This is a genomic window from Leclercia sp. UBA1284 (assembly GCF_002308415.1).
GTDB lineage: Bacteria > Pseudomonadota > Gammaproteobacteria > Enterobacterales > Enterobacteriaceae > Enterobacter > Enterobacter pneumoniae.
Window position 1 is genome coordinate 95,714 of the sequence record NZ_DBUS01000007.1, and the last position, 19,245, is coordinate 114,958.

Sequence of the window (19,245 nt, forward strand, 5' to 3'; positions counted from 1 at the left end):
CACGCAGATTTATATCAGCGTGCCGTAAATCGTTAGCAGCGCCACAATCACCACGATAACAAACGAGGTTTTCTTGGCCATCGACACGGCAGCTTTTGGCGTGGCGATTTTGTCGGTATGCGGCTCGCGCGCCAGCGAGAACTGCGCCAGACGGGTCAGAACCTGATATTGCGAGGTGCGGCGATCCCCGAGCGACGCAAACCAGGCAGGTAACGCTTTTTCACCATGACCAATCAAGGCATAGACTACACCGACCAGGCGCACCGGCAGCCAGTCCAGCACATGCAGAATGGCATCAATGCCTGATTGCAGTCGTTCGTGTGGTGTCAGGTAACGCGCCAGCCAGCTCTGCCAGGCGCGTAAAAACGCATAGCCCATCAGCAGCACCGGGCCCCACGGGCCGCCAACCACAAACCAGAACAGCGGCGCCAGATAGAAACGGTAGTTAATCCACAACAAGGCATTTTGCAGCTCGCGCAGAAACTCCCGCTCGTCGCAGTCAGGCGGCACACCGTGAATAAGAGTTAATTCGCTGGCCATGGCACCCCGGGCGTGGCTGTCGTTGCGCGCAGCCGCTTTCAGGTAAGCGTGGTAGTGCAAACGCACTTTCCCGGCACCAATACAGAGCACGCCGAGCAAAATCCAGACCACCAGCAAAGGGACGTTAAAAAAGAGGCCGTGTAAGGCGCGTAACAGCAAGAAGACCACCAACATGACGCCGGCGGTCATTATTAACGTACGCAGTAACGAGAAATGTTTAATCCGACGGAAAAAGATCTCCGACCGGTGATCCAGTTGCCAGTGTTCGCCCAGCTTAAATAAGCGCTCAGCGATCATAACCAGCAGTATGGTGAACAACGTCATGTCATCTCCTTGTCTGACGAAGCGTTAAGCATGGCGTGGAATCGGCTCCAGTCAAAGGCCGGGCCGGGATCGGTTTTTCTCACCGGTGCGATATCACTATGCCCGGTAATGTGGTTAGCCATTTCCGGATAGCACGCGATCAGCAGGCGGGTTATCGCAACCAGCGCATGATATTGCGCATCGGTATAGGGCAGCACATCTGTGCCTTCCAGCTCTATTCCGATGGAGAAATCATTACAGCGTTCTCGCCCTTGATAAGTCGATACGCCCGCATGCCAGGCTCGCTTGTCAAAAGGAACATACTGGACGATTTCGCCATCACGGCGAATCAGGCAGTGGGCAGAAACCCGCAAATGCGCGATTTCCGCAAAGAAGGGGTGCGCGTTGGGATCTATCGTTCCGGTAAAGAGCGCGTCAATCCATGGGCCCCCGAACTCCCCCGGTGGCAGACTGATGTTATGCACCACCAACAGCGAGGGGGTGACCTCTTCAGGGCGGCAATCGTGGTGTGGCGAGGGCACACGCCGTGCATCCACCAGCCATCCATGTTCCAACTGCATGCGGGCTCTCCTTATTTATGGTGCTGATACCCGGTTCAGAGTAGCATGTTTCAATCTTATGATTCGTTACCAATTTGGAGTTTTATCATGCCGCCTCGCCGCTACAACCCCGACCAGAGACGTGACGCACTTCTGGAACGTATTAATCTGGATATACCGGCAAGTGTCGCGCACGCCCTGCGCGAAGATCTGGGAGGCGATGTTAACGCCGACAACGACATCACTGCTCTGCTTTTGCCAAAAGAAGCGCACTCTCAGGCGGTGGTGATCACCCGTGAAGCGGGGATCTTCTGTGGTAAACGCTGGGTAGAAGAGGTCTTCACCCAGCTGGCGGGAGATGAGGTGCAGGTTACCTGGCATGTTGCGGATGGCGATAGCGTGACCGAAAATCAGCCGCTGTTTGAACTCAATGGCCCTTCCCGCGTATTGCTGACGGGTGAACGCACCGCACTCAATTTTGTGCAAACCCTGTCAGGCGTGGCCAGCGAAGTCCACCGTTACGTGGCCTTACTGGAAGGTACGCATACTCAGCTACTGGACACCCGTAAAACCCTACCAGGCCTGCGCACGGCGCTGAAATACGCCGTTATCTGCGGTGGTGGAGCGAACCATCGCTTAGGGTTATCCGATGCGTTTCTGATTAAAGAAAACCACATTATCGCCTCTGGCTCCGTACGCCAGGCGGTAGAGAAAGCCTTCTGGCTGCATCCGGATGTGCCGGTAGAAGTGGAGGTAGAAAGCCTCGATGAACTGGAAGAGGCGCTGAAAGCCGGGGCCGATATCATCATGCTGGATAACTTCACGACCGATCAGATGCGTGAAGCGGTGAAACGTACCCAGGGCCAGGCTCGCCTGGAGGTCTCGGGCAACGTCACGCATGAAACAATCCGTGAGTTCGCCCAGACAGGCGTTGACTATATCTCCGTCGGAGCGCTGACCAAGCACGTGCGCGCGCTCGACCTGTCGATGCGTTTTAAATAGTTCCCGCTCACCCGGCCGGCGCTCCGGTCGGGCTTTTCTCCGCCCCCTTTTACGATCCTTCTCGCAGCGTTGTTTCTCCTCTCTGCAAGCGCGTCATAACCTTCTGAAGCCGCCTCCACGAAACCATTTTTGTCGCTCGCCCTGACGATAACAGGCTGACACAGTGTCGCCAGTCAACCACAGGAGCGACACATGAACAGACAACAAGGATTTACGCTAATTGAACTGATGGTGGTCATAGGGATCATCGCGATACTGAGCGCCATTGGCATACCCGCTTATCAAAACTATCTGCGAAAAGCGGCCCTCACCGACATGCTACAAACCTTTATTCCTTACCGCACCGCAGTCGAACTCTGCGCGCTGGATCATGGCGGAACGGATAGCTGCGACGCGGGTGCGAATGGTATCCCCTCTCCGGCGACGTCCCGCTACGTCTCTGCGATGTCTGTCGCCAATGGTGCTGTGACCCTGACGGGTCAGGAGAGTCTGAATGGCCTGAGCGTAGCCCTGACCCCAGTCTGGGATAATGGCAACGGCATTACGGGCTGGACTCGCACCTGCACGATCAGCGATGACAGCGCCCTGAAGCAGGCCTGCGAAGATGTGTTCCGCTTTACGGATCCAGCAGGAGAGGCAGATGAATCCTGAGAAACTGATGGCGCTGTGTCAGCGCCATAACGCGCTACTCCTCAACAGCACCGAGGCACGGTTGAGCATTGCCGTGCTGGGCCAACCGGCGCCAGAGATGCTGGATGCACTGCGCTTCGCAACGCAAAAAAACGTCGATATTGAATGCTGGAGTGCCGAACGCATGGAGAAATACCGGCAGGCGGCCTCGCAATCCCATCTTCCCGTCCAGGCCGATACCGGGCGTTCGGCGGTGGAGATCCTCAACCGTACGCTGAGTCACGCCCTTGAACAGCGCGCTTCGGATATTCATATCGAACCTGCAGATGAGAGCTGGCAAATTCGGCTACGCATTGATGGCGTGCTCTATTCCCAGCAGCCCCTCTCCGTGGCGCTGGGTACTAGCCTGACGGCACGACTTAAGGTGCTTGGCAATCTCGATATCGCCGAACGTCGGCTGCCACAGGATGGGCAATTCACGGTTGAACTCTCGGGCGCACCGGTGTCATTTCGCATCGCCACCCTGCCCTGCCGTCGCGGCGAAAAAATCGTACTCCGCCTGCTTCAACAGGTACAACAAGCCCATCAGCTTGACCAGTTGGGGATGGCCTCTTCTCAGTTGCACTGTTTTCGTGAGGCGTTGATGAAACCACAAGGGCTAATCCTGGTGACCGGCCCCACCGGCAGTGGGAAAACAGTCTCCCTATACAGTGCCCTTCAGGCGCGCAATGCGCCTGAAGTGAACATCTGCAGCGTTGAGGATCCCATCGAAATCCCCCTGGAGGGGCTGAACCAGACGCAGATCAATCCCCGGGCAGGATTGACGTTCCAGAGCGTACTGCGCGCTTTTCTTAGGCAAGACCCGGATATCATTATGGTGGGCGAAATCCGTGACGGTGAAACAGCGGAAATTGCTATGAATGCGGCACAAACCGGACATCTGGTGCTTTCCACCCTGCACACCAACTCAACGGCGGAGACGCTGGTGCGTTTGCAGCAGATGGGGGTGGCGCGCTGGATGATCTCATCGGCGTTATCACTGGTTATCGCGCAACGCCTGGTACGCCGACTCTGCCCTCATTGCCGCCAACAAACAGAACGCGAGGTGCCGCTGCCCGGCACATTGTGGCCAAGGCCGCTGCCGCACTGGCTGCCCGCTGGCTGTGACCGTTGTTATCATGGTTTTTATGGCCGGGTGGCGATATTTGAAGTGATGGCGATCAGTAGCGATCTTCGCCTGGCCATTGCGCGCGGTGCGCCAGTTGAAGAGATTGAAGCGCATGCACGTCAGGCAGGCATGATGACGCTGTTCGAACATGGCTGTATGGCCGTGGAAGAAGGGAAAACCACGCTGGAGGAGCTGGTGCGCGTGTTAGGAATACCTCATGGCCAGTGAACAGCTTTGGCGATGGCGCGCCCTTAATCAGCAGGGCGTAAGCATAGAGGGGGCCATCCTGGCCCCTGACCGTGAAAGTGCATGGCAAAAGCTGCAAGATAAGGCGCTTTTCCCGCTGTCACTGCGCCGCGGCACGCTGCGTCAGGCGCGCTGGCAGCCCCAGCATCGCTATGAGGTCATCCATCAGCTGGCAACGTTGCTACAGGCAGGTTTAACGTTATCGGCCTCTCTGGAGCTACTTGCACAGCAACATCCGGTTAAACCCTGGCAGGCGCTATTGCAGAGCGTCGCCGAGGATCTCAGCGCGGGTAACCCCTTTTCCGACACGCTCAAGAAATGGCCTGCCGTGTTCCCGCCGCTCTACATCTCAATGATGAAAACCGGAGAACTGACCGGTAAGCTCGATGAGTGTTGCCGTCAGCTCGCTATTCAGCAAAAAACGCAACAGCAGCTCAGCGCAAAGGTTAAAAAGGCACTCCGCTACCCGATTATCATCCTTTCGCTGGCCATCGCCGTCGTACTGGCGATGGTGACGATGGTCTTACCCGAATTTGCTGCTATCTACAAAACCTTTAATACACCTTTACCCGCACTCACGCAGGGCGTGATGGCCGCAGCCGCGTTTTTACAACGCTGGGGTTGGGTCTTTTTGGTTCTGCTGGTTGCTGCTGGTTTAGGCCTGCTGGGGCTGCGTCGCCACCCGCCCTGGCAAAGGGTGACGATGCGCCTGCTCCTTAGGTGCCCCCTGATCGGTACGCTTGTGCGGGGTCAAAAGCTTAGCCAAATATTTACCGTGCTGTCACTCACCCAACAGGCAGGCATCACCTTTCTGCAGGGGCTGGAGAGCACCGAAGAGACAATGGAGTGCCCATTCTGGCGCGACAAACTGCAGGCGATTCGCCACCGCGTGATGCAGGGCTCGCCCATCTGGTCAGCATTCAACACTGCCGGCCTGTTTACGCCACTCTGCATTCAACTGGTTCGCACCGGCGAAGTTTCTGGCGCACTGGATACCATGCTCTATAACCTGGCGCAGCATCATAATGCGAAGACCTTTCAACACGCGGATGACCTCGCGTCTCTGCTGGAACCGCTCCTGTTGATTGTGACGGGCGTCATTATTGGCACGCTGGTGGTGGCGATGTACTTGCCTATATTTCATTTGGGGGATGCGATGAGCGGGGGATAACGCTGGCGCGCTGAGGCGCCAGCGAGAAGGATTACAGGCTATTGAAAACGCGGTTTTCCTGTTCCTGAACGCGGATAAAGGTCGTGCGCTTAGTCAGCTCTTTCAGGCGAGATGCACCCACGTAGGTACAAGCTGAACGCAGGCCGCCCAGAATGTCGCGTGCGGTGTGATCCACCGGGCCACGCAGAGGCAGCTTCACGGTTTTTCCTTCAGCGGCGCGGTATTTCGCTACACCCCCGACGTGTCGGGTCATGGCGGATTCGGAACTCATGCCGTAGAAGAGCATGAATTTCTCGCCATTCTCTTCAACGATGTTGCCACCGCTCTCTTCATGCCCTGCCAGCATCCCACCCAGCATCACGAAATCTGCGCCGCCGCCGAACGCTTTAGCCACGTCACCGGGTGTGGTGCAGCCGCCATCGCTGATGATTTGCCCGCCCAGGCCATGCGCCGCATCGGCACACTCAATGACTGCAGAGAGTTGGGGATAGCCGACACCGGTTTTGACGCGGGTTGTGCAGACGGAGCCCGGACCGATACCAACTTTTACGATATCAGCGCCAGAAAGAATCAGCTCTTCACACATTTCGCCGGTTACCACGTTGCCCGCGATAATGGTCTTCGTTGGCCAGGCTTCGCGCGCCTTGCTAACGAACTGTACGAAGTGTTCGGAGTAACCGTTAGCCACATCGATACAGACAAAGTTCAGGGCCGGGTTAGCGGTAAGGATTTGTTTGGTTTTCTCGAAATCGGCATCAGAGGTGCCGGTAGAAACCATGACGTGCTTCAGCACGTTCTCGGAAGCGGCGCTGGCGAACGCACTCCACTCTTCCACGCTGTAATGCTTATGCACCGCGGTCAGAATGTCGAAGCTTGCCAGAGCAGTCGCCATCGCAAAAGTACCCACGGTATCCATGTTGGCGGCGATAATTGGCACACCAGACCAGGTCTGACCGGAATGTTTGAAGGTGAATTGACGTTCGAGTTCAACGTCTGAGCGGCTCTTGAGGGTAGAGCGTTTAGGGCGGATAAGAACGTCTTTAAAACCTAACTTCAGATCTTCTTCGATACGCATTAGCGGATTCCTGGGGTCAATGGCGAAAAACGAAACTCACAACTCCAGTGACGCTATCATACGCACTAATACTGGCTGCGCAAGACTGCGAAATTCTCTTTTTTTACGCTACAATCCTATAAATTTACCTGCTCAAAAGTAAGTAAACAGGGCTAAACCTTGATTGCTGAATGATTAAATTTTAAGCAATTGATTTTAATAATGAATAATTCCCAGGATTTTGTTTAATGGGGTACATCGTTGCGTTAACGGGGGGCATTGGCAGTGGCAAAAGCACTGTTGCTGACGCCTTCTCTCATCTGGGTGTCACGATAATTGACGCCGATATTATTGCCCGTCAGGTGGTAGAACCCAATACACCCGCACTTCAGGCCATTGCCGAACATTTTGGTAGCCAGCTTATTGCGCCGGATGGCACGTTAAATCGTCGCATGTTGCGCGAGCGTATCTTCTCTCATCCCGACGAAAAAGCCTGGCTCAACGCCCTCCTCCACCCCTTAATTCAGCAAGAGACTCAACGGCAGATTGCTGCAGCAACCTCACCTTACGTGATGTGGGTGGTCCCCCTGCTGGTGGAGAATCGTCTGCACGATAAAGCCGATCGGATTCTGGTGGTCGACGTCTCTCAAGAGACCCAAATTCAGCGCACCATGGCGCGTGATAACGTTGCGCGCCATCATGCGGAAACTATTCTGGCCGCGCAGGCCACGCGTGAAGCACGCCTTGCCGTCGCGGATGATGTTATTAATAATGACGGCGCACCGGATGCCATTGCATCCGCTGTTGCCCGCCTGCATGCACAATACCTGCAACTTGCAGCGCAGGCCGATTCACAGGAAAAGCCATAATGCACACCCACATTCTGTTTGAGCATCCGCTCAATGAAAAAATGCGTACCTGGTTGCGCATCGAGTTTTTAGTCCAGCAGCTGTCAAATTCTCTTCCGGTTAATAACCACACCTCAGCCCTGCACTTCTTTCGCAATGTTGGCGATCTGCTGGATGTGTTAGAGCGCGGTGAAGTCCGTACGGAGCTGTTAAAAGAGCTGGAGCGCCAGCATCGTAAACTGCAGGCATGGGCTGAAGTCCCTGGAGTAGATAACAGTCGTATCGACGCGCTGCGTCAGCAGCTAAAAAACAGCAGCGGAATACTGATGAGTGCGCCGCGTATTGGCCAGTTCTTGCGTGAAGATCGTCTGATTGCGCTGGTACGTCAGCGTTTGAGCATCCCGGGTGGCTGCTGTAGTTTTGATTTACCCACCCTGCACATTTGGCTGCATATGCCCCAGGCGCAACGTGATGCGCAGGTCCAGAGTTGGCTTCAGAGCCTGGAGCCGCTTATTCAGGCCTTATCCTTAATTCTGGATTTGATTCGCAACTCGGCGCAGTTCCGTAAACAGACCAGTCTGAATGGTTTTTACCAGGATAATGGAGAAGATGCCGACCTGCTGCGTCTGAATCTGGCGCTGGACGAGCAGCTCTACCCGCAGATTTCAGGCCATAAAAGCCGTTTTGCGATCCGTTTTATGCCGTTAGATAGCGAACATGGCGTGGTGCCAGAACGTCTCGATTTCGAGCTGGCGTGTTGTTAAGGAGTAAAGATGTCTGATGTTACGACAGTAAACTGCCCGACCTGCGGTAAAGCCGTGGTCTGGAGCGAGCAAAGTCCGTTTCGCCCATTTTGTTGCAAGCGTTGTCAGCTTATTGATCTGGGTGAATGGGCTGCCGAAGAGAAACGTATTCCCAGCGCGGGCGATCTCTCAGACAGCGATGACTGGAGCGAAGAACAGCGCTAAGACGCAAAGCCTGCCGGCGCATAGACCGGCAGACTCACTGGCCCTGTTTCAGGCGTAAAATCACCGGCTCGTTCGCAGGTGGGAACTTCTCCGCATCCAGCTCACTTTGCGCAACCCAGCTCCCTGGCTGCCCCTCCTTGCCCCACGGCTCACCGTCCCAGCTCTCCACCAGCCAGAACCACAGAGTGATATGGCGATCGGGAAACTGGTACTCCAGTTTTTCATAAAGCGTCGCACCCTGAGGAGTGATGCCAACCTCTTCCTGTAATTCACGCACCAGCGCCTGCTCTGCACTTTCGCCCGCTTCAATTTTACCGCCCGGAAATTCCCACTTGTTGGCCATATGGGCATCGGCGGCACGCTGAGTGATAAAAATTTGCTGTTTCGCGTTACGGATAATACCGGTCGAGATATTCAATACTTTCATCGAATTACACCTATAAAAAAGGCGCAGAACGCTGCGCCTTTTTAGTCAGTTCATCACTTAGCTCAGGCGACCGTGGCACGCCTTATATTTTTTACCCGAACCACATGGGCAGGGATCATTACGACCCACTTTGCGATCCCCACTCTGCGCGGCAATGGCGGCTGCAGCCTCGCTGTCATCCGTCTGGTGGCTCAGCTGCTGCATCTGAGCCAGACGCTCGGCTTCTTCACGACGCTGCTGCTCCATCGCTTCCACCTCTTCCGGCATACGGACCTGAACTTTGCTCAGGGTGCTGATCACTTCATATTTGAGTGACTCCAGCATGGCGGCGAACATCGCAAAGGATTCACGCTTGTACTCCTGCTTAGGATCTTTCTGCGCATAGCCACGCAGGTGGATACCCTGACGCAGATAATCCATCGCAGCCAGGTGCTCTTTCCACAGAGAGTCCAGCGTCTGTAGCATTACGCCTTTTTCGAAGTGGCGCATCATCTCTGCACCCACAACCTCTTCTTTGCGTTTATAGACTTCTACCGCAGAAGCGAAGATGCGTTCACGCAGCGTCTCTTCATGCAGCTCTGGCTCTTTATCCAGCCACTCTTTAATCGGCAGGTCGAGATCGAAGTCGTTTTTCAGGCGCTCCTGCAGCCCTTCCACGTCCCACATCTCTTCCAGGGACTGCGGAGGAATATGTCCGTCGATAGTCGCTTTGAAGACGTCTTCGCGGATGCTGTCGATGGTTTCGCTCACATCAGACACGTCCAGCAGTTCGTTACGCTGGGTGTAGATCGCACGACGCTGGTCGTTCGCTACATCATCGTATTCCAGCAGCTGTTTACGAATATCGAAGTTGCGGCTTTCTACTTTACGCTGTGCGTTGGCAATCGCTTTGGTCACCCATGGGTGCTCGATGGCTTCGCCCGGCTTCATCCCCAGCTTACGCATCATGCCGGAAACGCGATCGGAGGCGAAGATGCGCATCAGGGCATCTTCCATAGACAGGTAGAAGCGAGAAGAACCGGCATCACCCTGACGACCCGCACGGCCACGCAGCTGGTTATCGATACGACGTGATTCGTGACGTTCCGTGCCGATAATATGCAAGCCACCTGCGGCCAGCACTGCGTCGTGACGCACCTGCCACTCGGCTTTGATCTGAGCAATCTGCTCCGGAGTTGGATTTTCCAGCTCGGCCACTTCAGCCTGCCAGCTACCACCCAGCATGATATCGGTACCACGGCCTGCCATGTTGGTGGCGATGGTCACGGCAGAGGGATAACCCGCCTGCGCAACGATATCTGCCTCTTTCGCGTGGAATTTGGCGTTCAGTACGTTGTGCTTGATACCTGCTTTCGTCAGTTCATTCGAGACCACTTCCGATTTTTCGATGGAAATCGTACCTACCAGCACCGGTTGACCGGCAGCGGTACGATCGCGAATATCTTCAATGATGGCCTGAATTTTTTCTGCTTCGGTCATATAGACCAGATCCGGCATGTCCTTACGAATCATCGGACGGTTGGTCGGCACCACAACGGTATCCAGCTTATAGATAGAGCTGAATTCGAAGGCTTCAGTATCTGCCGTACCGGTCATGCCTGCCAGCTTCTCGTACAGACGGAAGTAGTTCTGGAAGGTAATAGACGCCAGCGTCTGGTTTTCATTCTGGATGTCGACGCCCTCTTTGGCTTCGACAGCCTGATGCAAACCGTCGGACCAGCGGCGGCCCTGCATGGTACGGCCAGTGTGCTCATCAACGATGATCACTTCGCCGTCTTTCACAATGTAATCAACGTCGCGGGTAAACAGGACGTGTGCACGCAGCGCAGCGGTGACGTGGTGCATGAGCATGATATTGGTCGGGGAGTAGAGTGACTCACCCTCGTCCATAATGCCCTGCGCAACCAGCAGCTCTTCAATTTGCACCAGGCCGCGTTCGGTCAGGTTAACCTGACGCGCTTTTTCATCCACAGAGAAGTGGCCTTCACCCTGGAAGGTATCCGAGTCCTCTTTTTCCTGACGAATCAGATGTGGGATGATTTTGTCGACCTTGCGGTACATTTCAGAGCTGTCTTCCGCCGGACCTGAGATGATCAGTGGCGTACGTGCTTCATCGATGAGAATGGAGTCAACTTCATCCACCAGCGCATAGTGCAGTTTACGCTGTACGCGCTCTTCCGGGCTGAACGCCATGTTGTCACGCAGGTAGTCGAAGCCGTATTCGTTGTTGGTCCCGTAAGTGATGTCGGCGTTATACGCTTCACGCTTGGCGGGTGCTGGCAGACCAGACATGTTGATGCCTACGGTCATGCCTAAGAATTCGAACAGTGGACGGTTGTTTTCGGCGTCACGCTGCGCCAGATAGTCGTTGACGGTTACTACGTGAACGCCTTTACCGGAGAGCGCGTTCAGGTACGCCGGCAGCGTTGCGGTCAGGGTTTTACCTTCACCGGTACGCATCTCTGCGATGCAGCGATCGTTCAGGACCATACCACCCAACAGCTGCACGTCGAAGTGACGCATCCCAAATACGCGCTTACTCGCCTCACGTACCACAGCAAATGCTTCAGGAATCAGGCTTTCTACGGTCTCGCCTTTTTCAAGACGCGCGCGGAATTCAGCGGTCTTCGCTTTCAGCTCGTCATCGGACAGTTTTTCCATTTCTGGCTCAAGGCCATTGATGACGGTGACAGCTTTACGCATGCGGCGCAGGGTACGATCGTTACGACTACCAAAAACTTTAGTTAATAATTTGATTAGCATAATAAAATCTCAAACATCCCGGTCAGGATAGATAAATTAAGTGATTAAAAAACGATTAATTTAACTGAGATGTTGAGGCCCGGCGCGGATACCCTGCACCTGGCTTATCCAGGCGGATACAAAGAAGGTCGATTCCGGGGCTAATGAGATAACCGCAGGCTGAGGCAGAGTAGCCAGCGGTTTACTCTGCTGCGTTAGCAGCGTGTTGAGCGTATCAAGCAGCGCAAGATGGTGCGCCTGTACTGGCAGCGACTCTTCAATGGCAGGCAGCGCCTGCGGCGCCATCGCAAATGAGAGATGACGAATGACGGTACGAATCGCATGCTGGTGCCAGTAATCCACCGTGAAATTGGTACGGCGGTTCGCTTCCAGCAGCGCAAGATTGGTGAAATTAACGCGGGTGGTGAAATCATGGGTGGCGGACGTCTTCGCCGGCGTCGATGCCTCAGCGCTGTTGCTGAGCGCAGGCAAACCGAGACTCGCCGCGACCATCCCCAACAGGAGATGCGGCCAGAAGTAACGTCTGCCAAATTGTCGCCAGCGCGTCAGAATTCCGCTCAATTGCCCCACCACATTAAGAGAGCCATCAGGCTCACAATTTGATTTTGTTTATTTTCGCGTCCAGATATTACCACCAAAGGCCATACACAGCAGCAGTAATGAGGCACAGAGAGAGTTAAAAATGGTCATGAAACCAGCAAACGCGCCGTTGACCGCAAAATTCAGGAAAGACAAAAACAAAAAAGACTGGTATCCCTGGCCGGAGAGAGTGCCAGGTTAACCAGTCTATTTTAGTTAACGGGTGTAACCGTTAGGCCAGAACAGTGCTTGGTGCTTTGAACGCCAGCGGCAGTTCTGCTTCGTCCTGGAAGGTCACATATTCCCATGCTTCCTGTTTCGCCAGTACAGCCTGCAACAGTTTATTGTTCAGCGCATGACCGGATTTATACGCGGTAAACGCACCAATAATGTTGTGACCACACATAAACAGGTCGCCAATCGCATCCAGCATTTTGTGACGAACAAATTCATCTTCAAAACGCAGGCCGTCTTCATTCAGTACGCGATAATCGTCAACAACGATGGCACAATCGAAGCTGCCGCCCAGGCACAGGCCACGGGATTGCAGATATTCGATATCACGCATGAACCCGAAAGTACGGGCGCGACTGATTTGACGCATAAACGCATCAGCAGAGAAGTTCATCGCATAGCGTTGGGTGCTGGAATCAATCGCCGGATGGTTAAAGTCGATGGTAAAGTCCAACGAAAAACCATTAAACGGTCTGAATTCAGCCCATTTGTCGCCATCTTCAACGCGAACGGTCTCTTTGATACGAACAAATTTCTTCGCACTGTTCAGCTCTTCGATGCCGGCATCCAGCAACAGATAGACAAACGGTGCAGCACTGCCGTCCATAATCGGGATTTCTGGCGCATCGACTTCAACAATAATGTTGTCAATACCCAGACCCGCCAGCGCGGCGTTAAGGTGCTCTACGGTAGAAATCCGCACGTCATGCTCGTTCACCAGGCAAGTACAGAGCATAGTATCACGCACAGATTTGGCATCGGCCGGGAAATCTACCGGTGGATTCAAGTCGGTGCGACGATAGATGACCCCGGTGTTTGCCGGCGCAGGGCGCAGCGTCAGCGTGACTTTCTTGCCGGTATGTAAACCGACACCCGTCGCCTGAACGATACGTTTTAATGTCCTTTGTTTGATCATCGTATAATCTCGCCAAATTACTTATCCAACCGAGAGTGTATATCACTATCGGCAGGGCAGTTTAGCACAAAGAGCGCAAATCCCCAAATTCCAGCCTAATCCTAGTCAGCTTGCTTACGCAGGAACGCTGGGATGTCCAGATAATCCGGTTCTTTCTGGGTTTGCGGTGTATTGTCATTAACCACTTTCGCGGCCGGTTTCTGCTCCTGCGTCAGCGGGGTCATACCATGCTGCGGGTAGCGATCCATAACTGGCTGCTGAGTCTGTTTGTTAGTGACAAGCGTGATCTCAGGGCGCTTGTCCATGCCGATGCCAGTTGCAACAACGGTAACGCGCAGTTCGTCGTTCATCTCTGGATCCAGAGAGGTACCGATAACCACGGTCGCGTTGTCGGAAGCGAACGCACGAATGGTGTTACCCACCGTTTCGAACTCATCCAGACGCAGGTCGAAGCCGGCGGTGATGTTAACCAGCACGCCGCGCGCACCAGAGAGGTCGATATCTTCCAGCAGCGGAGAAGAGATCGCCATTTCAGCGGCTTCTTCAGCACGGTCTTCACCGCTTGCCACGCCGGAGCCCATCATCGCGTAGCCCATTTCGGACATCACGGTGCGAACGTCTGCAAAGTCGACGTTCATCAGACCCGGACGGGTAATCAGCTCAGCGATACCCTGAACGGCGCCTTTCAGCACGTCGTTCGCAGCACCGAAGGCATCCAGCAGGGAGATACCGCGACCCAGCACTTTCAGCAGCTTGTCGTTCGGGATAGTAATCAGCGAGTCCACATGTTTGGACAGCTCAGTAATACCCTGCTCCGCAAACGCCATACGTTTTTTGCCTTCAAAGTTGAAAGGCTTAGTGACGACAGCAACGGTCAGAATACCTAAATCTTTTGCAACTTCAGCCACCACTGGCGCAGCACCCGTGCCGGTACCACCACCCATGCCAGCTGCGATGAACACCATGTCTGCACCATCCAGCGCAGCACGCAGTGCTTCACGGTCTTCTTCGGCTGCGTTACGGCCGACTTCCGGGTTAGCCCCAGCGCCCAGACCTTTCGTGATGCCGCCACCGATCTGAATCGTCTGGCCGACAGCCGTCTTTCGCAGGGCCTGAGCGTCGGTGTTAACTGCAAAGAATTCCACGCCTTCGATGCGTTCACGCACCATGTGCTCTACGGCGTTACCGCCGCCGCCACCGACGCCGATGACTTTAATCACCGCGTCGTTGGTTAATTCCATAGGTTCAAACATAGTTTCTCTCTCCGTTGTGCCTGTCGCCCGAAACCGTTAATTCTCTCCGGTCTCTTAAAAAAATTAAAACTCTTTTCGTAGCCAGGTGTTGATTCGTTTAATCCACGACCCCACCGACGCACGTTTTTCCACTTCTGCTTCACCGCTGAGATGGGTTTCCTTCCCGTAGTGAAGCAGGCCCACGGCCGTAGAGTAATAGGGCTCCTGGGCATAATCTGTCAGACCGGTGATATTCAGCGGGGCCCCGATACGCACCTGCGTATGGAACACGCGCTGTGCGCAGGCCGCAAGACCTTCAATTTGCGCCGCACCGCCGGTTAATACAATCCCCGCCGCAAGATGATGTTTCACTCCCTGCTGGCGAAGCTGTTCCTGTAATTGCAAAATCTCTTCGTTAACAAGGTTCAGCAGCTCGGTGTAACGCGGCTCAATAACCTCTGCCAGAGTCTGACGCTGCAGACTGCGAGGAGGACGTCCCCCTACGCTTGGCACTTCAACGCTCTCGTCTTTACCGACGATAGAGCCGAGCGCACAGCCATGGCGCACTTTAATCGCCTCTGCATCGCTCGGTGGCGTGCCGAAGGCGTAAGCGATATCGCTGGTTACCACGTTACCCGCATACGGGATCACTTTGGTATGACGCAATGCACCACCGGTATACACCGCCATGTCCATTGTACCACCGCCGATATCCACGACACAGACGCCCAGTTCACGTTCGTCTTCAGTCAACACCGAATAACTGGCTGCCAGACCGGCGAAAATAAGTTGGTCAACTTTGAGGCCACAACGTTCAACGGCTTTGACGATGTTCTTCGCCATATCGTTGTGACATGTGATCAAGTGCACTTTTGCCTGCATACGTACGCCTGAAAGCCCGACCGGATTTTTAATGCCTTCCTGATAGTCGATGGCATATTCCTGCGGGATCACATGCAGGACGCGATGCTCATCACGCACGCGCACGGATTTCGCCGTATGGACCACGTTCTCAACGTCTTCCTGTGTCACTTCTTCTTCTGAAATCGGCACCATACCGATTTCATTCTGGCAGCTGATATGCTTGCCAGAGAGCGCCAGATACACAGAGGAAATCTGGCAGTCTGCCATTAATTCTGCCTGATCGATGGCGCGCTGTACGCACTTCACCACCGACTCGAGGTCGTTTACCCCACCTTTATCCATACCACGAGACGGGCAACTGCCCACGCCAATGATATTGACCATACCGTCGGGCAGAACTTCCCCTACTAAAGCGGCTACCTTCGCGGTGCCTATCTCCAGTCCAACTACCAGTTTTCTGTCCGTCGCCTTGATCATTGTTGTTCTGCCTGTACCTGTGCCTGATTTTGTTGCTGCCTGGTTTCCTCATCCGGCGCCGGGATCCACCCCACCGACGCGCCTGAGTCATAGCGCAAATCAACGTAGCTTATCCGTTTGCCATCGGCCTGCGCCTGTTGTTGCAGAACCGGATAGAGTTCTACAAATCGCGCCAGACGCTTCATGGTGTCGCCGCGGCCAAGGTTGAGCTTGATGTCATTCGTCAGCGTTAACTGCCATGAACGTCGCGCTGTCATCGCCGCATTCTTTAACGTAAACCGATCCTTAGCCAACACCTGCCCCATGTTACGAAAACCTTCCAGCACTTCATTTTCGCTGCCTTCCGGCCCATATAACATGGGTAAATTTTGCTTGCTGACGCGATCGGCAGGGACGCTGAAGGAATTTCCGTCTGCGTCAACCATATGCTGATCATTCCACCGCGCAATGGGCACAAATTCAACCAGATGAATCTTCAATTCATCGGGCCACTGCTTGCGTACGCTTGCCTGTTTTATCCACGGCAGACGTTCAATCTGGCTCTGGATGATGTTGACGTCCTGAGTCATAAAGGTTCCCGGCGATCCCAACGCCAGGATTGACTGGCGTATATCGTCGTTACGGGTGTAATGACGATCGCCGGTCACCACCAGTTTCGACAGGGGTAACCGCTGCGCATCTTCCATCCAGCCCAGCACCATCCAGCCGCTGACAAACACGGTACATAGCACGGCAAGCAGGAAGATAATCCCTGCAAGACGCGTTCCATTATTGCGACGAGACGAATACTCTTCCTCTTCGTCACGATTTCGCGTGTTCAGCGCAGCCTGAGACATATCAGCGCGCCTGATCCAGAATACGTACAACAAGCTGGGAGAAGCTCATGCCTGCCTGACGCGCCGCCATGGGCACCAGACTGTGGCTGGTCATTCCTGGAGAGGTGTTCGCCTCCAGCAGGTAAAACTGCCCATCACTATCCTGCATCACATCAATACGACCCCAACCACGACAACCTAAAACAGCCCACGCTTTAAGGACCAGAGACTGTAATTGCGCCTCATCCTTCTCTTCCAGACCTGCTGGGCAGAAATATTGCGTCTCATCAGAGAGATACTTCGCCTCATAATCATAGAAGGTTCCGGCTGGTTGGATACGAATCGACGGTAAAATTTCTTCACCAAGCATGGCGACGGTAAATTCCGGCCCGCTGAGCCATTTTTCAATCAGAACTTCTTCATCATGTTGAAATGCCAGCGCTAATGCTGAAGATATATCGTCTGCATTGTCCACTTTAGACATGCCAAAGCTGGAGCCTTCGCGGCTGGGCTTAACAATAACCGGCAAACCCAGCGCGGCAATTCGCGAAATAACGCTGTCTGGCAGGCCTAATTCAAATTCGCGGCGCGTAACAGCAACCCATGTAGCGACCGGTAAGCCCGCCCCCTGCCACAACAATTTGCTGCGCAACTTATCCATAGAAATGGCCGACGCCATGACGCCACTGCCGGTATAGGGCAAGCCAATCAAATCCAGTAACCCCTGCAGGGTGCCATCTTCACCGCCACGACCGTGGAGGGCGATGAAAACCTTATCAAATCCCATCTCTTTCAGGCGCGTGACATCCGTCTCCTTTGGATCGACCGGGTGCGCATCAATGCCACCTTCGCGAAGACCCGCCAGTACTGCTTCGCCAGAGTTCAGAGAAACGTCGCGTTCAGCGGAAGTCCCGCCAAGCAGGACGGCGATCTTATCAGCCATGGCGTTCTTCCTCCGAATTTTGCGGCTTCAGTTTGATTTCAGCTAAGTTACGGGCGATCTTGCCGATATTTCCCGCACCCTGAACCAGAATCAAATCATTACCGGTCAGCACGGGGGCGAGCATCGCCGCTACCTGTGCGTGGTCGGGGACCAGAATTGGGTCAATCTTACCGCGCCCACGAATGGTACGACACAGCGAACGGCTGTCCGCGCCCGGAATTGCCGCTTCACCCGCAGAGTAAACATCCAGCATCAGCAGGGCATCCACCTGTGACAGGACGTTAGCGAAGTCATCATAGAGATCGCGAGTACGGGTATAGCGGTGAGGCTGGAATACCATCACCAGATTTTTATCCGGCCAGCCGGCACGCGCTGCCTTAATGGTGGCATCCACTTCCGTAGGGTGATGTCCATAGTCATCTACCAGCATAGCGGTACCGGTTTTGCCGTTAACCTCTGCCAGCGGGAACTCCCCAAGGAAATCAAAACGACGGCCAGTGCCCTGGAAGCTCTCCAGCGCGCGCAAAATTGCCTCGTCTTCAATGCCCTCTTCCGTTGCCACAGCAACCGCCGCCGCAGCGTTTAGCGCGTTGTGACGACCCGGCGCGTTCAGGGTGACCTGCACCAGCTCTTTATCCTGGCGGGCCAGTGTAAAGTGCCCCTGAGCACCAATCTGCTGATAGTTCTCAACGCGCACATCGGCATCTTCACTGAAGCCGTAAGTAGTTATCTGACGCCCCACTCGCGGCAGCAGCTCGCGGATGACCGGATCGTCCACGCACATTACTGCACGTCCATAAAACGGCAGATTGTGCAAAAAGTTGATGAATGTTTGCTTTAAATTTTCGAAATCGCCCTGGTAAGTATCCATGTGGTCGGCTTCGATGTTGGTAACAATCGCCACCATCGGTTGCAAATGCAGGAATGACGCATCACTTTCATCCGCTTCAGCAATCAGGTAACGGCTGTGACCCAGACGTGCATGCACGCCTGCCGCTTTCACCAGCCCGCCGTTCACGAACGTCGGATCGAGACCCGCTTCGGCATAAATACTGGAGACCATCGCCGTCGTCGTGGTCTTACCGTGAGTTCCGGCAACAGCGATGCCGTGACGGAAACGCATCAACTCAGCCAGCATTTCGGCACGGCGGATTACCGGGATACGCGCTTCGTGCGCAGCTACAATCTCCGGGTTATCGGCAGAAATCGCGCTGGATACCACCACCACACTCGCGTCACTGACGTTTTCCGGGCGATGGTTGAAATAGATTGTTGCGCCAAGCGACGCCAACTGTTGCGTAACAGGGTTCGGCGCCAGATCAGAACCGCTGATCTGGTAACCTTCATTCGCCAGCACTTCGGCAATACCGCCCATACCGGCGCCGCCGATGCCAACGAAGTGAATGTGCCGGACGCGACGCATCTCGGGCACGATTGAACGCAGTTTCGCCAGTTGTTGTGTATTCATTCTCTAAACGCCATCGACTACTTAAAATTCGTGCAGC

At 54.6% G+C, this 19,245-nt stretch carries 19 protein-coding genes; 7 read left to right on the top strand and 12 right to left on the bottom strand.

Translation table 11 applies throughout. The annotated features are described in order from the left end of the window. Positions 1-9: 9 nt before the first annotated feature. Together ampE and ampD are read right to left on the bottom strand one after the other, a co-directional pair. Entirely contained in the window at positions 10-864 is an 855-nt protein-coding gene (gene ampE / locus B3511_RS15180; protein WP_040077145.1) for a beta-lactamase regulator AmpE, read from the bottom strand. After that, positions 861-1,424, bottom strand: coding sequence for a 1,6-anhydro-N-acetylmuramyl-L-alanine amidase AmpD (gene ampD / locus B3511_RS15185; protein WP_040077146.1), 564 nt, complete (start codon positions 1,422-1,424; stop codon positions 861-863). The genes ampE and ampD overlap by 4 nt, the downstream gene beginning before the upstream one ends. Positions 1,425-1,511: 87 nt before the next feature. Between ampD and nadC the strand changes: the two genes are divergently transcribed. The 4 genes from nadC to hofC all read left to right on the top strand — a co-directional run bounded on the left by nadC (position 1,512) and on the right by hofC (position 5,620). Beyond that, positions 1,512-2,405, top strand: a complete 894-nt coding sequence (gene nadC / locus B3511_RS15190; RefSeq protein WP_286783712.1) for a carboxylating nicotinate-nucleotide diphosphorylase — start codon at positions 1,512-1,514, stop codon at positions 2,403-2,405. A gap of 192 nt (positions 2,406-2,597) precedes the next feature. Beyond that, positions 2,598-3,056 (top strand): prepilin peptidase-dependent pilin, encoded by a 459-nt coding sequence (gene ppdD, locus B3511_RS15195; protein ID WP_040077149.1) that lies wholly within the window; start codon positions 2,598-2,600, stop codon positions 3,054-3,056. Further along, entirely contained in the window at positions 3,046-4,431 is a 1,386-nt protein-coding gene (gene gspE / locus B3511_RS15200; RefSeq protein WP_286783713.1) for a type II secretion system protein GspE, read from the top strand. The genes ppdD and gspE overlap by 11 nt, the downstream gene beginning before the upstream one ends. Further along, positions 4,421-5,620 carry a protein transport protein HofC gene (hofC, locus tag B3511_RS15205; RefSeq protein ID WP_286783714.1) on the top strand — a complete coding sequence of 400 codons (1,200 nt, stop codon included), beginning with the start codon at positions 4,421-4,423 and terminating at the stop codon, positions 5,618-5,620. Before gspE ends, hofC begins: the two co-directional genes overlap by 11 nt. Positions 5,621-5,651: 31 nt before the next feature. Here hofC and B3511_RS15210 read toward each other — a convergent pair whose 3' ends face one another. Next, entirely contained in the window at positions 5,652-6,695 is a 1,044-nt protein-coding gene (locus B3511_RS15210; RefSeq protein WP_040077152.1) for a GMP reductase, read from the bottom strand. Between the two features lie 227 nt (positions 6,696-6,922). On the opposite strand from B3511_RS15210, the gene coaE reads away from it, so the two are divergent. The 3 genes from coaE to yacG are packed head-to-tail and all read left to right on the top strand — an operon-like array spanning position 6,923 to position 8,490. Then, the gene (gene coaE / locus B3511_RS15215; protein WP_040077154.1) at positions 6,923-7,543 is read left to right on the top strand and encodes a dephospho-CoA kinase; all 621 of its coding nucleotides are present in this window, start codon (positions 6,923-6,925) and stop codon (positions 7,541-7,543) included. Beyond that, entirely contained in the window at positions 7,543-8,286 is a 744-nt protein-coding gene (gene zapD / locus B3511_RS15220; RefSeq protein ID WP_040077155.1) for a cell division protein ZapD, read from the top strand. Before coaE ends, zapD begins: the two co-directional genes overlap by 1 nt. A gap of 9 nt (positions 8,287-8,295) precedes the next feature. After that, positions 8,296-8,490, top strand: coding sequence for a DNA gyrase inhibitor YacG (gene yacG, locus B3511_RS15225; protein ID WP_040077156.1), 195 nt, complete (start codon positions 8,296-8,298; stop codon positions 8,488-8,490). A gap of 34 nt (positions 8,491-8,524) precedes the next feature. Here the strand turns inward: yacG and mutT are convergent, their stop codons facing one another. The 9 genes from mutT to murC form a co-directional block, all read right to left on the bottom strand. Continuing rightward, on the bottom strand, positions 8,525-8,917 hold the full coding sequence (gene mutT / locus B3511_RS15230) for an 8-oxo-dGTP diphosphatase MutT (RefSeq protein WP_286783715.1): 393 nt from the start codon (positions 8,915-8,917) through the stop codon (positions 8,525-8,527). Between the two features lie 57 nt (positions 8,918-8,974). Then, the gene (gene secA / locus B3511_RS15235; protein WP_040077158.1) at positions 8,975-11,680 is read right to left on the bottom strand and encodes a preprotein translocase subunit SecA; all 2,706 of its coding nucleotides are present in this window, start codon (positions 11,678-11,680) and stop codon (positions 8,975-8,977) included. Between the two features lie 60 nt (positions 11,681-11,740). Beyond that, positions 11,741-12,241: a secA translation cis-regulator SecM gene (gene secM / locus B3511_RS15240; RefSeq protein WP_212477213.1), complete on the bottom strand. Its 501-nt coding sequence runs from the start codon at positions 12,239-12,241 to the stop codon at positions 11,741-11,743. Between the two features lie 250 nt (positions 12,242-12,491). Beyond that, on the bottom strand, positions 12,492-13,409 hold the full coding sequence (lpxC, locus tag B3511_RS15245; protein ID WP_040077161.1) for a UDP-3-O-acyl-N-acetylglucosamine deacetylase: 918 nt from the start codon (positions 13,407-13,409) through the stop codon (positions 12,492-12,494). Positions 13,410-13,510: 101 nt separating this feature from the next. Beyond that, the gene (gene ftsZ / locus B3511_RS15250) at positions 13,511-14,662 is read right to left on the bottom strand and encodes a cell division protein FtsZ (RefSeq protein ID WP_040077163.1); all 1,152 of its coding nucleotides are present in this window, start codon (positions 14,660-14,662) and stop codon (positions 13,511-13,513) included. A gap of 63 nt (positions 14,663-14,725) precedes the next feature. Beyond that, complete coding sequence (gene ftsA / locus B3511_RS15255) at positions 14,726-15,982, bottom strand: cell division protein FtsA (RefSeq protein WP_046884982.1); 1,257 nt, start codon at positions 15,980-15,982, stop codon at positions 14,726-14,728. Continuing rightward, the gene (gene ftsQ, locus B3511_RS15260; protein ID WP_046884983.1) at positions 15,979-16,818 is read right to left on the bottom strand and encodes a cell division protein FtsQ; all 840 of its coding nucleotides are present in this window, start codon (positions 16,816-16,818) and stop codon (positions 15,979-15,981) included. Before ftsQ ends, ftsA begins: the two co-directional genes overlap by 4 nt. 1 nt (position 16,819) lies before the next feature. Further along, positions 16,820-17,740, bottom strand: coding sequence for a D-alanine--D-alanine ligase (locus B3511_RS15265; protein WP_286783716.1), 921 nt, complete (start codon positions 17,738-17,740; stop codon positions 16,820-16,822). Continuing rightward, complete coding sequence (gene murC, locus B3511_RS15270) at positions 17,733-19,208, bottom strand: UDP-N-acetylmuramate--L-alanine ligase (protein ID WP_040077168.1); 1,476 nt, start codon at positions 19,206-19,208, stop codon at positions 17,733-17,735. Before murC ends, B3511_RS15265 begins: the two co-directional genes overlap by 8 nt. Between the last annotated feature and the right edge of the window lie 37 nt (positions 19,209-19,245).

Excerpts from the sequence above, each read along its gene's own strand:
- coaE (WP_040077154.1), top strand. The coding sequence starts at position 6,923 with ATGGGGTACATCGTTGCGTTAACGGGGGGCATTGGCAGTGGCAAAAGC.
- secA (WP_040077158.1), bottom strand. The coding sequence starts at position 11,680 with ATGCTAATCAAATTATTAACTAAAGTTTTTGGTAGTCGTAACGATCGT.
- ppdD (WP_040077149.1), top strand. The coding sequence starts at position 2,598 with ATGAACAGACAACAAGGATTTACGCTAATTGAACTGATGGTGGTCATA.
- mutT (WP_286783715.1), bottom strand. The coding sequence starts at position 8,917 with ATGAAAGTATTGAATATCTCGACCGGTATTATCCGTAACGCGAAACAG.
- ampD (WP_040077146.1), bottom strand. The coding sequence starts at position 1,424 with ATGCAGTTGGAACATGGATGGCTGGTGGATGCACGGCGTGTGCCCTCG.
- nadC (WP_286783712.1), top strand. The coding sequence starts at position 1,512 with ATGCCGCCTCGCCGCTACAACCCCGACCAGAGACGTGACGCACTTCTG.
- ampE (WP_040077145.1), bottom strand. The coding sequence starts at position 864 with ATGACGTTGTTCACCATACTGCTGGTTATGATCGCTGAGCGCTTATTT.
- ftsZ (WP_040077163.1), bottom strand. The coding sequence starts at position 14,662 with ATGTTTGAACCTATGGAATTAACCAACGACGCGGTGATTAAAGTCATC.
- gspE (WP_286783713.1), top strand. The coding sequence starts at position 3,046 with ATGAATCCTGAGAAACTGATGGCGCTGTGTCAGCGCCATAACGCGCTA.
- yacG (WP_040077156.1), top strand. The coding sequence starts at position 8,296 with ATGTCTGATGTTACGACAGTAAACTGCCCGACCTGCGGTAAAGCCGTG.
- B3511_RS15265 (WP_286783716.1), bottom strand. The coding sequence starts at position 17,740 with ATGGCTGATAAGATCGCCGTCCTGCTTGGCGGGACTTCCGCTGAACGC.
- zapD (WP_040077155.1), top strand. The coding sequence starts at position 7,543 with ATGCACACCCACATTCTGTTTGAGCATCCGCTCAATGAAAAAATGCGT.
- B3511_RS15210 (WP_040077152.1), bottom strand. The coding sequence starts at position 6,695 with ATGCGTATCGAAGAAGATCTGAAGTTAGGTTTTAAAGACGTTCTTATC.
- hofC (WP_286783714.1), top strand. The coding sequence starts at position 4,421 with ATGGCCAGTGAACAGCTTTGGCGATGGCGCGCCCTTAATCAGCAGGGC.
- lpxC (WP_040077161.1), bottom strand. The coding sequence starts at position 13,409 with ATGATCAAACAAAGGACATTAAAACGTATCGTTCAGGCGACGGGTGTC.
- ftsA (WP_046884982.1), bottom strand. The coding sequence starts at position 15,982 with ATGATCAAGGCGACGGACAGAAAACTGGTAGTTGGACTGGAGATAGGC.
- murC (WP_040077168.1), bottom strand. The coding sequence starts at position 19,208 with ATGAATACACAACAACTGGCGAAACTGCGTTCAATCGTGCCCGAGATG.
- ftsQ (WP_046884983.1), bottom strand. The coding sequence starts at position 16,818 with ATGTCTCAGGCTGCGCTGAACACGCGAAATCGTGACGAAGAGGAAGAG.